This window comes from Nocardia sp. NPDC088792, from assembly GCF_044750615.1.
Classification (GTDB): Bacteria; Actinomycetota; Actinomycetes; order Mycobacteriales; family Mycobacteriaceae; genus Nocardia.
Window position 1 is genome coordinate 536,181 of sequence record NZ_JBIVKC010000003.1, and the last position, 14,038, is coordinate 550,218.

General features: G+C 68.6%; 13 protein-coding genes. 5 read left to right on the plus strand and 8 right to left on the minus strand.

Going from position 1 to position 14,038, the window contains the following annotated elements:
* Nucleotides 1-104: 104 nt before the first annotated feature.
* Nucleotides 105-1,064: a proline dehydrogenase family protein gene (locus ACIP5Y_RS20100; protein ID WP_400351761.1), complete on the minus strand. Its 960-nt coding sequence runs from the start codon at nucleotides 1,062-1,064 to the stop codon at nucleotides 105-107.
* Entirely contained in the window at nucleotides 1,064-2,737 is a 1,674-nt protein-coding gene (gene pruA / locus ACIP5Y_RS20105; protein WP_400351762.1) for an L-glutamate gamma-semialdehyde dehydrogenase, read from the minus strand. The genes ACIP5Y_RS20100 and pruA overlap by 1 nt, the downstream gene beginning before the upstream one ends.
* Nucleotides 2,738-2,925: 188 nt before the next feature.
* Between pruA and ACIP5Y_RS20110 the strand changes: the two genes are divergently transcribed.
* On the plus strand, nucleotides 2,926-4,593 hold the full coding sequence (locus ACIP5Y_RS20110) for a PucR family transcriptional regulator (RefSeq protein ID WP_400351763.1): 1,668 nt from the start codon (nucleotides 2,926-2,928) through the stop codon (nucleotides 4,591-4,593).
* On the opposite strand, the gene ACIP5Y_RS20115 is transcribed toward ACIP5Y_RS20110, so the two are convergent.
* Together ACIP5Y_RS20115 and ACIP5Y_RS20120 are read right to left on the minus strand one after the other, a co-directional pair.
* Nucleotides 4,590-5,060: a nitroreductase/quinone reductase family protein gene (locus ACIP5Y_RS20115; protein ID WP_400351764.1), complete on the minus strand. Its 471-nt coding sequence runs from the start codon at nucleotides 5,058-5,060 to the stop codon at nucleotides 4,590-4,592. The two genes, ACIP5Y_RS20110 and ACIP5Y_RS20115, sit on opposite strands and share 4 nt — an antisense overlap.
* A 40-nt stretch (nucleotides 5,061-5,100) precedes the next feature.
* Nucleotides 5,101-6,303, minus strand: coding sequence for a lipase family protein (locus tag ACIP5Y_RS20120; protein WP_400351765.1), 1,203 nt, complete (start codon nucleotides 6,301-6,303; stop codon nucleotides 5,101-5,103).
* 144 nt (nucleotides 6,304-6,447) lie between these two features.
* Between ACIP5Y_RS20120 and ACIP5Y_RS20125 the strand changes: the two genes are divergently transcribed.
* Both ACIP5Y_RS20125 and ACIP5Y_RS20130 read left to right on the plus strand, forming a co-directional pair.
* Complete coding sequence (locus ACIP5Y_RS20125; protein WP_400351766.1) at nucleotides 6,448-7,326, plus strand: aldo/keto reductase; 879 nt, start codon at nucleotides 6,448-6,450, stop codon at nucleotides 7,324-7,326.
* Nucleotides 7,327-7,331: 5 nt separating this feature from the next.
* Nucleotides 7,332-8,294, plus strand: a complete 963-nt coding sequence (locus ACIP5Y_RS20130) for an aldo/keto reductase (RefSeq protein WP_400351767.1) — start codon at nucleotides 7,332-7,334, stop codon at nucleotides 8,292-8,294.
* A 47-nt stretch (nucleotides 8,295-8,341) separates the two neighbouring features.
* Here the strand turns inward: ACIP5Y_RS20130 and ACIP5Y_RS20135 are convergent, their stop codons facing one another.
* A complete protein-coding gene (locus ACIP5Y_RS20135; protein WP_400351768.1) occupies nucleotides 8,342-8,980 on the minus strand; it encodes a DedA family protein in 639 nt (212 codons plus the stop codon).
* Nucleotides 8,981-9,098: 118 nt separating this feature from the next.
* Here ACIP5Y_RS20135 and ACIP5Y_RS20140 point away from each other — a divergent pair, with 118 nt between their 5' ends.
* Nucleotides 9,099-10,895 (plus strand): ABC transporter substrate-binding protein/permease, encoded by a 1,797-nt coding sequence (locus ACIP5Y_RS20140; RefSeq protein WP_400351769.1) that lies wholly within the window; start codon nucleotides 9,099-9,101, stop codon nucleotides 10,893-10,895.
* Nucleotides 10,892-11,662 carry an amino acid ABC transporter ATP-binding protein gene (locus tag ACIP5Y_RS20145; protein WP_400351770.1) on the plus strand — a complete coding sequence of 257 codons (771 nt, stop codon included), beginning with the start codon at nucleotides 10,892-10,894 and terminating at the stop codon, nucleotides 11,660-11,662. The genes ACIP5Y_RS20140 and ACIP5Y_RS20145 overlap by 4 nt, the downstream gene beginning before the upstream one ends.
* Nucleotides 11,663-11,702: 40 nt before the next feature.
* Here ACIP5Y_RS20145 and ACIP5Y_RS20150 read toward each other — a convergent pair whose 3' ends face one another.
* The 3 genes from ACIP5Y_RS20150 to ACIP5Y_RS20160 form a co-directional block, all read right to left on the minus strand.
* Nucleotides 11,703-12,329: an acetate uptake transporter gene (locus ACIP5Y_RS20150; protein WP_400351771.1), complete on the minus strand. Its 627-nt coding sequence runs from the start codon at nucleotides 12,327-12,329 to the stop codon at nucleotides 11,703-11,705.
* 107 nt (nucleotides 12,330-12,436) lie between these two features.
* Nucleotides 12,437-12,685, minus strand: coding sequence for a hypothetical protein (locus ACIP5Y_RS20155; RefSeq protein WP_400351772.1), 249 nt, complete (start codon nucleotides 12,683-12,685; stop codon nucleotides 12,437-12,439).
* Between the two features lie 10 nt (nucleotides 12,686-12,695).
* Complete coding sequence (locus tag ACIP5Y_RS20160) at nucleotides 12,696-14,033, minus strand: S8 family peptidase (protein ID WP_400351773.1); 1,338 nt, start codon at nucleotides 14,031-14,033, stop codon at nucleotides 12,696-12,698.
* Between the last annotated feature and the right edge of the window lie 5 nt (nucleotides 14,034-14,038).

Sequence of the window (14,038 nt, forward strand, 5' to 3'; positions counted from 1 at the left end):
GCGAGGGTGTGATCGGCCGATTAGTTAAATAAAGTTCAGCAGTGTTGTCCGAACGGCCAACGACCGGGCGTCCAGTCCGCACTCCGACGGGACGCCCCGCCCGCTCAGCGCCGCGCGCCCGGCCGCAGCGACCGCAGGAAGAACGCCAGATTGGCCGGGCGTTCGGCGAGCCGGCGCATGAAGTACCCGTACCACTCGTCGCCGTAAGGGACATAGACACGCAGCTGCTGCCCATCGGCCACCAGCCGGCGCTGTTCCTCGTCGCGGATGCCGTAGAGCATCTGGAACTCGAACTCGTCGGGCTTGCGCTCGGCGGCCGCGGCGGCGCGATAGGCCGCCTCGATCATGATCGGATCGTGGGTGGCCACCATCGGGTAGCCGTCACCGTGCATGAGCACCTCGAGGCAGCGCAGGTAGGAACCGTCCACCTCGGCCCGATCCTGGAAGGCCACCGTCGCCGGTTCGCGATAGGCGCCCTTGCACAGCCGGATCCGTGAACCCGGGCCGGCGAAGTCGCGGCAGTCCGATTCGGTGCGCCGCAGGTAGGCCTGCAGCACGGTGCCCAGCCACGGGAAGTCCACGCGCAGTTCACGCACGATGGCCAGGGTGGAATCGGTGGTGGTGTGGTCCTCGGCATCGACGGTCACCCACACGCCCGCCGCCATGGCGGCGGTACAGATCTGGTGGGCGTGGTCGCGGGCGATGGCATGCCCGTCGTGCGAAAGGGATTGGCCCAGGGCGGAGAGCTTCAGCGAAACCTCCAGCGGCCGAACCGATTCCGCCGACTCGGGGAGCTCCGCGAGCATGCGCAGCATCTCCAGATAGTGCGAGACCGTCGCGCGGGCCTGGCGGATATCGGTGGTGTCCTCGCCCAGATAGTCGATGGTGACGAACCGGTCGCTACCGCGCAGGTTCCGGATCGCGGCCGCCGCCTGCTCCTCCGACGACCCGGCGACGAAGCGATCCACCAGCTTCCGGGTCGCGGACATACCGCTCACCGACCGCTCCACCCGCGGTGAACGCGAGGCGGCCAGCAGCGCGGGACGCAGCACATTGGTGAACATCAGCGCTCCTCCGCGGCGTTCACGGCCTCGCCCGCGGCGACGGCCTGATGTGGGTACCGGTGGTCGGTCGGCGGGACGAAGGTCTCCTTGATGGTCCGCGCCGAGGTCCAGCGCAGCAGATTCTGCGGCGATCCGGCCTTGTCATTGGTGCCCGAGGCCCGCGAACCGCCGAACGGCTGCTGGCCCACCACCGCGCCCGTGGGCTTGTCATTGATATAGAAATTGCCCGCCGCGAAGCGCAACCGCTCGGTCGCCCGCCCGACCGCGACCCGGTCATCGGCGATGACCGCGCCCGTGAGCCCGTACGGCGCACCACGATCCACCAGGTCCAGGGCCGATTCGAAGCCGCTCGCGGTGCTGTCGTCGTAGACGTGCACGGCCAGGATCGGCCCGAAGTACTCGGTGCGGAACGCCTCGTCGCCGGGATCATCGCCGAGCAGCACGGTCGGTTCGACGAAGTATCCGACGCTGTCGTCGGCGCGCCCGCCGGTGAGCACGGTCAGGCCGGACGTGGCCTTGGCCCGGTCGAGGGCGGCCGCATTGCGGTCGAAGGCGCGCCGATCGATCAGCGCCCCACCGAAATTGGTGAGGTCGGTGACATCGCCGTAGTTCAGCGCCGACACCTTGTCGACGAAGTCGCCGGACATCTTCTCCCACACCGACTTCGCGACGAAGGCCCGCGAGGCGGCCGAGCACTTCTGCCCCTGATAGTCGAAGGCGCCGCGAATCAGGGCCGTGGTCAGCACATCCGGATCGGCCGAGCTGTGCGCGAGCACGAAGTCCTTACCGCCGGTCTCCCCGACCAGCCGCGGATAGGTGTCGTAGCCGGCGATATTCGTGGCCACCGACTGCCACAGGTGCTGAAAGGTCTTGGTGGACCCCGTGAAATGGATACCCGCCAGCCGCCGGTCGGCCAGCGCGATCTCCGAGACCTCGGGCCCGTGACCGTGCACCAGGTTGATCACGCCGGGCGGCAGTCCGGCCGCTTCCAGCAGTTTCATGGTCCAGTAGGCGGCCACGGCCTGGGTCGGCGACGGCTTCCACAGCACGGTATTGCCCATGAGCGCCGGGGCGGTCGGCAGATTCCCGGCGATGGCGGTGAAGTTGAACGGGGTGATGGCGTAGACGAAGCCCTCCAGGGGCCGGTACTCGACGCGGTTCCACACGCCCGGCGCGGAGATCGGCTGCTCGGCCAGGATCTGGCGCGCGAAATGCACATTGAATCGCCAGAAATCGACCAGCTCGCAGGGGGCGTCGATCTCGGCCTGGTAGGCGGTTTTCGACTGGCCGAGCATGGTGGCGGCGGCAATGGTCTCGCGCCACGGGCCCGACAGCAGATCGGCCGCGCGCAGGAAGATCGCCGCGCGATCCTCGAACGGCATCGACCGCCAGCCGGGTGCGGCGGTCGCCGCGGCCTCCACCGCATCACGCACATCCTGCGGCTCGGCGATGGTGAGGGTGCCGAGCACGGCCGAATGCCGGTGCGGCTGCACCACATTCACCGTGGCGCCGGATCCGCGCCGGTGCGCGCCGCCGATCACGTGGTGGATTTCGGTGGGTGTCGCCGCGAGTTCGGTGAGCTTGGCCTGTAGCCGGGCGCGTTCGGGGGTGCCCGGCGCGAAGGTGCCCACCGGTTCGTTGACCGGCGTGGGCGGGGTGGTGACGGCGTCCATGCTTCCTCCTGCGAACTGTGGTTCGGACCACACGGTGATTACGCGGAATTCAACTCGGCTCAGCCGTCACGGGATTGAGCCGATCGGCCAAAGAAGTGATATTCCTGTTGTACGGTCGGCTGAACGGGTCACCGGCGTGAGCGGGCTCGGGGAAAGCCGGGCCCGAGGAACGGAACGGAGGTGTGATCATGGCCGCGGACGATCCGGGCATCACACTGCGCGAACTGCTGGGCGCACTGGGCGGCACCCTCGTCGACCTGCTCGGCGCCCCCGCGGGCGACACCGTGGTCATCCGTTCCGTCGCCCTGGTCGACGCCTCCGACCTGGCCCTGGAGACCGATTCCCGCGCACCCACCCTGGACATGTACCTGCACGTCGGCATCGCCGAAGCGGACGCGGTGGCCTGGCTGCGCGATATGGTCGCCCGCCCGTCCGGGCAGCGCCCGCGCGCCCTGCTGTCCAAGACCGCGCCCGACTCCCCCGCCCTGCGCCGCGCCGCCGACCGCGCGGGCGTGGCCGTGGTGGCGGTGCATCCGCAGGCCCGCTGGGATCAGGTGTTTCCGCTGATCCGCAGCATGCTGGACCGCTCGCGCAGCACGCCGGGCGCGGAGGATCGCGATCTGCTGGCCACCGATACCGACCTGTTCGGGCTCGCGCAGATCGTGGCCCAGAATGCCGGCGGGATGGTCAGCATCGAGGATGCGCACTCCCATGTGCTCGCCTACTCCGCCTCCAACGAGGCCGCCGACCAGATGCGCATCCAGTCCATCCTCGGTCGCGAGGGGCCGCGCGAATACCTGCGGGTGCTGCAGCAGTGGGGCGTGTTCGACCGGCTGCGGCAGACCGACGAGGTCATCGACCTGCCGCCGCATGACGAGCTGGGCCTGAAACACCGCCTGGTGGTGGGCATCCGGCGGCCCGGCGCCGGTGGTGCGACGGGTTCGGGTGTGCTGGGCGCCATCTGGCTGCAGGAGGGTGAGCGGCCGTTCAAACCCGGTGCGGCGGAGGTGCTCCGGGGCGCCTCGGCCATTGCCGCCCGCATCATCTCGCGCAGCCTGGATGCGCCGTCCACCGAGGCGCTGCTCATCCAGCGGCTGTTCGGGGCGCGCGGCAGCGGCGTGGATGTGCCGTCGGTGGCGAGTGCGCTGAACATTCCGGTGACCGGCCCATCGGCGGTGATCGGGTTCGCGCTGTCCGCGGATTCACCTGCGGAACAGGATCTTTCGGCCCTGGGCAGCACCATGCGCCTGCACGCCAGCGCCTTCCGCCGCGATTCGCTGGCCACCGTCATCGGTGACCGCGCCTACGTGCTGCTGCCGCGCTACCAGTCGGCGCGGTCGGTGACCGCATGGACGCGGCAACTGGTGGACCAGCTGGAATCGGCGCGCGCCCTGATCCTGCGCGCCGCCATCGCGATTCCCGTCCCCGACCTGACCCAGGTGGCCCGCGCCCGCCTCGAGGTCGACCGAGTGCTGGACAGCACCGCTGCCACCTTCCCGCGCGACCGCATCACCACACTGGAGGAATCCCGCACCGCGGTGCTGCTCGGTGAGATCCTCGACCTGCTCGCCGCCCGTCCCGAACTGCACGATCCGCGCCTGGACACGCTCCTCGACTATGACGCGAAACATGCAGCGAGCCTGCGCGAGAGCGCCGAAGCCTATCTGCGCGAACACGGTGATGTGCGCGCCGCCGCCGACACCCTGCGCATCCATCCCAACACCCTGCGCTACCGGCTGCGCCGCACCGCCGACATCACCGGCATCGACCTCGACGATCCGGCCGACCGCCTGCTGCTGGAACTGCAACTGGCCCTGCATCATCGGCCGGGTCGCGCGCCGCAGACCGGGGGCTAACGCAGGTCACGTGGACGGTGCGGGCGTACGAGCGGGCGCAGGGTGATGACCGGCGGATGCAGGTTCGCGGGCGTGCGGTCACGCGCGAAGTCCGGTTCCAGGGCCAGGATCCGGGTGAGCAGCCGGTCGTGTTCGGGTTCTTCGGCAATGGCGGCGGTGGCATCGTAGACGTCGGTGCCGATCTCCACGATGACTCGGGGATTGTGGCGAATATTGTGATACCAGTCCGGTTTCCGGGCGCCGCCGAGCCCGGTGGCGATGACGGCGGCCCGCCCGTCGATATCGAAGAACTGCAGTGGGCTGGTGCGGCGCAGCCCGGTGCGCGCGCCGACGGTGGTCAGCAGGATGAGGGTCTGGCCCTCGAACCGTCCGCCCACTCGCCCGCCATTGGCGCGGAAGGCCGCGATGACCCGGCGCTGGAACTGATGGTAGTCACTGTCGGGGAGGGCACCGAGATGGATGACCACATCACTCCTTTCGTCGGGTTCGCGGCGGCCGGTTCATGATTCAGCAGGTGGACGGTGATGGTTCGCCGCGGAAACGCGCATCGATCCAGCCGACCGCGAACGGTGCGCCGAGCACCGCTGTCGTCAGATGGTCCGGTGTCGGGAACAACTGGGTCTGCACCGGCACGCCGGCCGCGCAGTAGTGGTCCATCGTGTTGGTGATGGAGTCCACCGGGATCAGAGCGTCCTTCGGGGAATGCCATTCGAAGAGGGGGATGGTCGGGATGCCGTCGAACAGTTCGAGGCTGTTCTCCTCCACCACTTCGCGCGCGCCCCGGTCATTGAGCAGGGAGAAGGACCGGGCCACGTCCGTCACGGCGTGCCCGGCGCCGGCGAGCAGGATGTCATTGGTGCACCCGTTGGCGATCGAGTTGCGCATGGCCAGCCCGGCCGCGTTCATGCTGTTGCTGACCGGGAGTTTGCTGGGGTATTCGCGTTCGAGCCCGATGGCCGCGGCCATGGCGAGCCCGAAGGCCGGATGGTGCTGATAGCCGAGGCCTTCGATCATCTTGACCAGGTTCATCGGCACGCCGCCGACGGCGGCGCCGACCATATGCAGATCGGGTGCATACCGCGATTGCAGTGCCGCCGCCCACGAGGTGGCCATGCCGCCGCCCGAATAGCCCATCATGGCAACAGGACTCGTGGCCAGCTTCAGTTCGGGCACGTGCTGTGCGGCGCGAATGGAATCGAGGGTGATCAATCCGCCCAGTTTGGCTGCGCCGTAAGCGAAGTTGGGGCCGAGGTGATCGGGCAGCGAGACGGTCCATCCGCGCCACAGCAGCACATTGAGAACCGGCGCCTCGCGCACCACCAGGCTCGGGTCCTTGGTGTAGAGGATGTGCGAGACAGCGCATTTGGTGCCCAGGCCGTTGATGATGTGCTGATAGGACAGCAGCGGTCCGCCGGGGGCGGCATTGGGCGGGCGCAGCACCGTGGTGGTGGCCGCGATGGGACCACCGGTGGAGTTGGTGGACCGGAACTTCACCAGCGTCACACTGATGCCGGGGAAACCGAAGATGGGCGGCATCGGCCGGGTGGCCAGCACCTCGCCCGGTGCGTGCGCCGCGATATCGGCCGGCGCCGAGAAGAACGGGTCCGGATCGGGCGCCGGGTAGAGGGGTGCGGCATCGGCGGGCCCCGCGCCGAGCGCCATGAGCAGGGGCAGGGCGCCGAACACGGTGAGAAGCAGCGGACGGGACATTCTGGCTCCGCGACGGATCACGGCTGTCAACACGTTGTGCGCACCTCCGGACGACACTGGGTTGCCGAATGCTTGCCCTTTGCATCATCGGAGTCCGGACAGGTCATCTGCCGCCAAGACACGCCGAAATCGGCGACAAATAGGATGGCAGGGGTGAACCGCCCCTTCGACAAGGAGTCAAACGTGGCAAAGATCCCGACCGTCACCTTGAACAACGGCCTCACCATGCCGCAGCTGGGCTTCGGCGTCTTCCAGGTGCCCGACGCGGAAGCCGAAGCGGCCGTGTCGACCGCCCTGGCGGCCGGCTACCGCAGCATCGACACCGCCGCCATCTATGGCAATGAGCAAGGCACCGGCGCCGCCCTGGCCGCCTCGGGCATCGCCCGCGCGGACCTGTTCGTCACCACCAAGCTCTGGAACGGCGCCTCCACCAAGTGGACCGCCGCGGCCGTCGACCGGGAATTCGACGCCTCACTGAACCGTCTGGGCCTGGACTACATCGATCTCTACCTGATCCACTGGCCGCATCCGATGCGCGAGGACTATCTCACCATCTGGCGGGCCTTCGAGGACATCGCGCGCAGCGGCCGGGCAAAGGCCGTCGGCGTCAGCAACTTCCAGCCCCCGCAGCTGCGGCGGCTGATCGCCGAGACCGAGCTCGTGCCCGCCGTCAACCAGATCGAACTGCATCCGCGCCTGCAGCAGGCCGAACTGCGGGCCCTGCATACCTCCCTGGGCATCGCGACCGAGGCGTGGTCCCCGCTCGGGCAGGGCAGTCTGCTCACCGACCCGGTGATCGGCAAGATCGCGGCCAAGCACGGCCGGACCGCGGCGCAGGTGGTGCTGAACTGGCATCTGCAACTGGGCAATATCGTGATTCCCAAGTCGGTGACGCCCTCGCGCATCCGCGAGAACCTCGACGTCTTCGACTTCACCCTCGACGATCAGGACCGCACGCTGATCGCCGGGCTGGACGTCGGTACCCGGGTGGGCCCGAACCCGGACACCTTCGATCCGAAGTGAGCGTCGTGCCGATCACGAAGTTCGGGCTGGGCACGGCCGCGGTCGGGCGGCCCGGCTACATCACGCTGGGCCGTGACCTGGACCTGCCGGCCGACCGCAGCGTCGAGGCCATGCGCGCCCGCACCCATGCCTTGCTCGATGCGGCGTGGTCGGCGGGGGTGCGGTATCTCGATACGGCCCGGTCCTATGGCCGCGCCGAGGAATTCGTCGGTGACTGGCTGGCGGGAGCGCCGCCCGAGGTGCTCACCGAGGTGCGGCTGGGCAGCAAATGGGGCTACACCTACACGGCGGACTGGCAGGCCTCGGGCGTGCCCGTGCACGAGGTCAAGGAGCATGCGGCGGCGGTGTTCGAGCGCCAGATCAAGGAGACCCGGGCCGCGCTGGATCGCAATCCCGATGTGTACCTGGTGCATTCGGTGACCCCGGACAGCCCGGCGCTCACCGACCCCGAACTGCTCGAGCGGCTGGCGGTGCTCGCCTGGGAGGGCGTGCGGGTCGGCCTGTCGACCAGTGGTCCCGGGCAGGCTCAGGTGCTGCACGCGGCGCTGGGGGTGGAAGTGGCGGGGCGGCCGCTGTTCTCGGCCGTCCAGTCCACCTGGAACCCGCTCGAGCCGTCCGCGGGTCCGGCGCTGGCCGCGGCGCATGCGGCGGGCTGGCTGGTGGTGGTGAAGGAAGGGATGGCGAACGGCCGTCTGGCCGACCGCAATGCGACCGGGCCGGACACCGCCGCCCTGCGGTCGCTGGCGGACGATATCGGGGTGTCCTGTGATGCGCTCGCGCTGGCCGCGGCCGCCGCCCAGCCCTGGGCGGATGTGGTGCTCTCGGGTGCGGCGACCCTGGATCAGCTGACCTCGAATCTCGCTGCCGCCGATATCGACCTGTCCCCCGATGCGCTGTCCGAACTCGCCGTGCTCGCCGAGCCGCCCGCCGCCTATTGGCGGACCCGCGCCGAATTGCCCTGGGCCTGACGTGATTGCCCTGGGCCTGACGTGATTGCCCTGGGCCTGGCGTGCCTTCAGTTCTCGCCGGTGTCGGGCTTGGCGCGGGTGCGTAGTACCTCGATGCCGATCGGTATCAGGGATACCACCGTCCACACCGCCAGGGCCGGGACCAGATAGGAGTTGATGTCGTGGGGTCGCCAGTTCCCCAGTAGATACCCCAGCATGATCACCCCGTCGGCCCACAGCAGCCCGCCGAGCGTGTTCCAGAGCAGGAAGCGGCGCGCCGGCACCCCCAGCGCGCCCGCGACCGGGTTGAGCATGGTGCGCACCACCGGCACGAACCTGGCCATCACGATCGCCTTGCCGTGCCCGAACCGCGCCAGAAACCGTTGCGCACGTTGCACTCTCGCCGCCGTGAGCCAGCGTGATCCGGGTCGCGCCAGCAGTCGCGGCCCCACCCGCGCCCCCAGCACATACCCGATCTGCGCCCCCGCGATCGCGCACACCGGTGTCCCCACCAGCAATGCCGGCAGCCACAGCCGATACCCGAACACCGTCAGCGCCGATTGTGAGGACGCCACCCCGGCCAGCAGCAGCACGGTATCGCCGGGCAGAAAGAACCCCACCAGCAGCCCGGTCTCCGCGAGCACGATGGCCCACACCCCCACCACCCCGGCCACATCGATAACCGACCGGGCGTTCAGTACGTCCACCCTGCCGACACTACGTCGCGTCGTAGCCGCATGCCCGTGGCCGATCCCACCGGGTTCCCTGGAAGATAGAGCGCTGATCGGCATCGGCGGGGGCATTGCGCCGCTATGGTTTTCGAGTATGGCTCGTTTGCCCGGATCGCGATCGCGTGCGGTGTTCGCGGTATTGTCGATCGCCGCGATACTGCTCGCGACCGGCTGTTCCAGCAGTAGTAATTCGTCCGCCAATCGGGATCTGTGTTCGCCGCCCGGGGTGAGTTTCGCATCGGCGGCGCCACCGAACCTGGCGGCGGGGCCGACCGCGGGGGTGGACCGGTATACGACGGCGACCACGCTGCCGTTGAGTCAGATCGATGTGAAGAAGCTCGATCTGATCACGCCGGGCACGCTGAGCGTGGGCACGCTGTCGGATGCGCCGCCGAGCGTGTGCGTGAATTCGCAGGGCACCTACACCGGTATCGACAATGAGCTGCTGAAGGCGATCGCGGCGAAACTGGGTCTGCGGGTGCAGTTCTCGGGGACCGAGTTCGCGGGCCTGCTGGCGCAGGTGGCGAACCGGCGCTTCGATGTCGGCGCGGCCAGCATCACCTCCACCGATGCGCGCCGGCAACTGGTCGACTTCACCAACGGCTACGACTTCGGCTACTTCTCCCTGGTCGTCCCGAGCGGCAGCGCGTTGAAGGCGTTCACCGATCTGCACAAGGGCCTGCGTATCGGTGTCGTGCAGGGCACCGTGCAGGAGGAGTACGTGGTCGGCACGCTGCACCTGGATCCGGTGACCTTCCCCGACTTCAATACCGCCTACGCGAATCTGAAGACCGGGCAGCTCGACGCGTGGGTGGCGCCGTCGGGGCAGGCGGCGGGCGCGATCAAGCCCGGTGATCCGGCGCAGGTCGTGCAGAACACCTTCAGCCTGCAGAACTATGTCGGGTTCGCGGTGCGCAAGGGCAATCAGCCGTTGACCGACGCGCTCAATTCCGGGCTGGACGCGATCATCGCCGACGGCACCTACGCCCGCATCTACGCCCAGTGGGAGCCGCGGCCCTTCCCGCCGGGCTGGAAGCCGGGTTCGAAGGCCGCACCCATGCCGGTGGTGCCCGATTTCGCGAAGATCGCCGCCGAACACGCGGCCGCCAAAACCGCTCCGCCACCGCCGAAATCGACGCTGGCGCAGTTGAAGGACACCTTCCTCGACTGGTCGCTGTATCGCAAGGCGTTCCCGGACCTGTTCGAGACCGGTCTGCCGAATACCTTGATCCTGGCGGCGGTCTCGGGTGTGCTCGGCACCGTCCTGGGCATGCTGCTCGCGGTCGCCGGGATCTCGCGCACGCGCTGGTTGCGCTGGCCCGCACGGGTTTACACCGATATCTTCCGCGGCCTGCCCGCGGTGGTGACGATCCTGATCATCGGTCTGGGCTTCGGTCCCGTGGTCAAGGGCGTCACCGGCAACAATCCCTACTGGCTCGGCGCGGTGGCGCTCGCCTTGCTGGCCGCGGCCTATATCGGCGAGATCTTCCGGTCCGGTATCCAGTCGGTCGAGTCCGGTCAGATGGAGGCCGCGCGGGCGATCGGTTTCGGCTACCGCCAGTCCATGACGCTGGTGGTGATCCCGCAAGGCGTGCGAAGGGTGCTGCCCGCGTTGATGAATCAGTTCATCGCGCTCATCAAGGACTCGTCGCTGATCTACTTCCTCGGCCTGCTGGCGACGCAGCGTGAACTGTTCGCCGTCGGACGCGATCTCAATGCGGAGACCGGCAACCTGTCCCCGCTGGTCGCCGCCGGACTGGTGTATCTGCTGCTCACCGTCCCGCTCACCCACCTGGTGAACTACATCGACCGCCGGTTGCGGACCGGGCGCGCCGAGGATCCCACCGCACCGGTCGAACAGGCCGCCATCACGGAAGGTCGCGGAGCATGACCGAGCCAACCCCGCAGCCGGCCGGTCCCGCGGACCGGCCGGACAGCGCATCCCTCACCGGCACCGCCCTGCACCTGACCCTCGGCCACAATCACGTTCTGCAGGGTGTCGACATCCACGTCGACGCGGGCAAGACCACCACCGTGATCGGCCCGTCCGGTTCGGGCAAGTCGACCTTGCTGCGCGTGCTCAATCGCCTGTACGAGCCGGATTCCGGCGATGTCCTGATCGACGGCAAGTCGGTGCTCGGCGAGAATGCGGATCGCCTGCGGCAGCGCATCGGCATGGTGTTCCAGCAGTTCAACCTGTTCCCGCACATGACCATTGCCGACAATGTCGCCCTGGGCCCGCGCAAGTTGCAGGGCCTGTCGAAGGATGCCGCGCGCGCCCTGGCGGCCGAGCAGTTGGAGATCGTCGGCCTGGCGGGCCGGGCCGACGCGCGCCCGGCGAATCTGTCCGGTGGCCAGCAGCAGCGCGTCGCGATCGCGCGTGCGCTGGCGATGAAGCCGAAACTCATGCTGTTCGACGAGGTCACCTCGGCGCTGGACCCCGAGCTGGTCAAGGGCGTGCTGGCATTGATGGCCGAGCTGGCCTCGGCCGGTATGACGATGATCGTGGTCACCCACGAGATGGCGTTCGCCCGTTCGGTTTCCGACCGCCTCGTCTTCATGGATCGCGGTCAGGTCGTGGAATCGGGTGCGCCGGACCAGCTTTTCGACAATGCGGAGACGCCGCGCCTGCGGCAGTTCCTGTCCCAGGTGCTGTGACCGGCCGCCCGCAGGGCGGACGACCGGTCACCACCTCGGCCTACGCCAGTGCCCGCTGGAAGAGCGGTCCGCCGACGGGCAGGACCTGACGTCCGCGCTGGCCGTTGATCACACCGGCCGCGGAGGCGTAGAAGGCCGCGGCGGCGGTGACCACGCCGACATACCCGCCGATCTTGATCAGCGTGGTGGGCGTCGCCGCGTTGCCCGCGGCGAAATTGCCTGCGAACAGCAGGATCTCGGTGGCCTCCAGGGTCAGGAACACCGCGAAGACCGCGGCATTGACCTGGGTGGCGAAGAGCATCATGTAGGTGTTGAAGATGGCGAAGGCGAGCAGGATCCACGCCAGGTCGTTGTGCGTCTGCGCGACCGAGGTCGCGTGCGGCGCCGCCAGCTGGATATAGAGGCCGAGGCCGATCCAGAAGCAGCCGTAGGTGGAGAAGGCGGTGGCGGCGAAAACATTGCGGTTGCGGAACTCCCACATGCCTGCCAGGAGCTGGCCGAGGCCGCCGTAGGCGTAGGCGTAGCCGAGCCAGGCGTCGGTGCCCTGTGTCCAGTTGGCGTTCTTGGCGGAGAGCAGGAAGGTGGTGAGCCCGAAGGCCGCGAGGCCGAGTGGGGCGGCGTCGGCGGCCGGAGTGGCGATGATGGGTTTGTCTTCGGTGACAGTCATGAGCGGGTTCTCCCGACATCGAATGCGCAGCGGATCCGAAAGGTCCGTTTCGAGCGTAACGCGCCGGAAACATCCGTATACGCCGATTCGGTCGGCCGATACGTCTGCTACGCAGGGTGATTCGGGTCCTCGCTGGTTTCGATGCGGGGGTCGGCGAACAGGCCGATCCCCGCATCGTCCGCGACGGTCAGCCGCGCCGCGGCAGCATCCGTGACGCGTAGTGCGTAGAGGTGCTGCGCGGGATCGAGGGCGACCAGACCGAACTCGGTATCGATATCGCGCACGCTGAGCCCCAACGCCTGCAATGCGGCGGCGAGGGTCGCGTCCTGCGGGAGCCGAATCGTCAGCAGCGGCATACCTCCGACGCTACGCGCGGTCGGCGGTCTGCTGCAGTGCCGTGAGCAGTGCCGCGGTGTTCACCACGCCGTAGCCGTAGTCATTGTCGAAGTCCGCGCTGCCACGACGGGTCGCGGTGCTGCGCAGCAGGGCTCGCAACTGGGCGGGCGGCAGTGCGGTGGCCGACCACCGGGTGCGAATGGCCGCGACCACGCCGGCCGCGACCGGGCAGGCCGCCGAGGTGCCGGTATCGGGTTCGCCCGCGCCGAAGGCGGTGGAGCCGAGAAAGTGTGTGTAGGAGCAGATATCGGGTTTGTTCGCGCTCAACCGGCCCGGACCCTGCGAGGAGTAGCCGACCCGGGTGCCGGTGTCGTCGACGCCGCCGATGCACAGCACGCTCGGCGACGAATTCGCGCCCCCGATGGGCTGACTCGTATAAGCGCAGCGCTCGTCCGGGCAGTCCCGCCCGCAGTTGCCGGCCGCGAAGACGATGTCCGCCCCGGCGGCCTCCAGCGAGCCGACGATGACATTGAACGGATGCGACGGATTGTCGGAGTAGTTACCGGGATTCCCGACCGGGAAGTCCCACTGCGGCGAGAACGCCCCCCAGCTGTTGCTGATGACCAGTGCGCGGGTGGCTTCCGGCTGATCGGACAGGACGGTCCGCAGCTGCGCGTAGGCGGCGACGGCATCGGACAGCAGCCCGTCCATGACGGTGCTCCCCTGCCGCGTGCTCTGCAATACCGGTATGTCGAGCAGTGATGCCTGCGGTGCGGCGATCATGGTGTCGAACGCGCACATCGACCCGTGCGCCACCGGGAACTGCCCGGCCGTCCCGGTGACCCCCGCCGGATTCCAGCTGCGCTCGGCGTCGATGATCGGCGCCGTCCCGCGCACCTTCCCGACGAATGCGGCATTGATTCCGGTATCGACGATGGCGAGCGCCACGCCCGTCCCGGTCAGCCCGGCCGCGGTGAGCTGGTCGACGTTCAACCGGGATTCGATATCCTGCCAGGTTCCCACGGCCGGATCGCCGCCGCAGGTGAGGGTGGTCTCGATGACCGGATCCGCGAAAACCCCGGTGACCGAGCGGGATCGCTGCAGCTCCCGGATTCCGGCCACGATATCGTCGTCCGGAATCTCGCCGCGCACCAGCACCGACGCGTCTTCCGCCGCCGAGGAGTAGCTGGGCCGGTCGTTCTCGGCGGCCACGGGCCCGACCGCGGGCACCATGATCGGCGCGTACGCGTCGTCGAGCACGAACCCGCCCGCCGCGTCGAGAATGTCGGAGGAACGAACGGTGACCCCGGGATCTGCCACTGCCGCAACCACGTCGGCCGCCGGGCGAAGTTGAATCAGAAGGCGCATACCCG

Bases quoted from the DNA above. Each gene is read 5' to 3' on its own strand.
- ACIP5Y_RS20160 (WP_400351773.1), bottom strand. From the start codon at position 14,033: ATGCGCCTTCTGATTCAACTTCGCCCGGCGGCCGACGTGGTTGCGGCA.
- pruA (WP_400351762.1), bottom strand. From the start codon at position 2,737: ATGGACGCCGTCACCACCCCGCCCACGCCGGTCAACGAACCGGTGGGC.
- ACIP5Y_RS20140 (WP_400351769.1), top strand. From the start codon at position 9,099: ATGGCTCGTTTGCCCGGATCGCGATCGCGTGCGGTGTTCGCGGTATTG.
- ACIP5Y_RS20125 (WP_400351766.1), top strand. From the start codon at position 6,448: ATGGCAGGGGTGAACCGCCCCTTCGACAAGGAGTCAAACGTGGCAAAG.
- ACIP5Y_RS20145 (WP_400351770.1), top strand. From the start codon at position 10,892: ATGACCGAGCCAACCCCGCAGCCGGCCGGTCCCGCGGACCGGCCGGAC.
- ACIP5Y_RS20120 (WP_400351765.1), bottom strand. From the start codon at position 6,303: ATGTCCCGTCCGCTGCTTCTCACCGTGTTCGGCGCCCTGCCCCTGCTC.
- ACIP5Y_RS20110 (WP_400351763.1), top strand. From the start codon at position 2,926: ATGGCCGCGGACGATCCGGGCATCACACTGCGCGAACTGCTGGGCGCA.
- ACIP5Y_RS20155 (WP_400351772.1), bottom strand. From the start codon at position 12,685: ATGCCGCTGCTGACGATTCGGCTCCCGCAGGACGCGACCCTCGCCGCC.
- ACIP5Y_RS20150 (WP_400351771.1), bottom strand. From the start codon at position 12,329: ATGACTGTCACCGAAGACAAACCCATCATCGCCACTCCGGCCGCCGAC.
- ACIP5Y_RS20100 (WP_400351761.1), bottom strand. From the start codon at position 1,064: ATGTTCACCAATGTGCTGCGTCCCGCGCTGCTGGCCGCCTCGCGTTCA.